A 301-nucleotide genomic window follows, 5' to 3' on the forward strand; every position below is an offset into this window, starting at 1 on the left:
ATTCTGAGGGAACCTTTGAGCGCCTCCGATACCCTTTCGGAGGCGACCGCCCCAGTCAAACTCCCCGCCTGACATTGTCCCACAGCCGGGTCACGGCTGCTGGTTAGAAACCCAACATGGCAAGGGTGGTATCCCAACAGCGACTCCATAGCAACTGACGTCACTACTTCCCAGTCTCCCACCTATCCTGTACATGCCATGCCGAATCCCAGTATCAAACTGGAGTAAAGCTCCATGGGGTCTTTCCGTCCTGGCGCAGGTAACCAGCATCTTCACTGGTATTTCAATTTCACCGGGTGTG

At 55.1% G+C, this 301-nt stretch carries 1 rRNA gene; it reads right to left on the minus strand.

What is annotated here, in order from left to right:
- Positions 1-301, minus strand: a 23S ribosomal RNA gene (locus tag JMF81_RS12770); the annotation flags it as partial.

It is taken from the genome of Anaerostipes butyraticus (assembly GCF_016586355.1).
GTDB lineage: Bacteria > Bacillota > Clostridia > Lachnospirales > Lachnospiraceae > Anaerostipes > Anaerostipes butyraticus.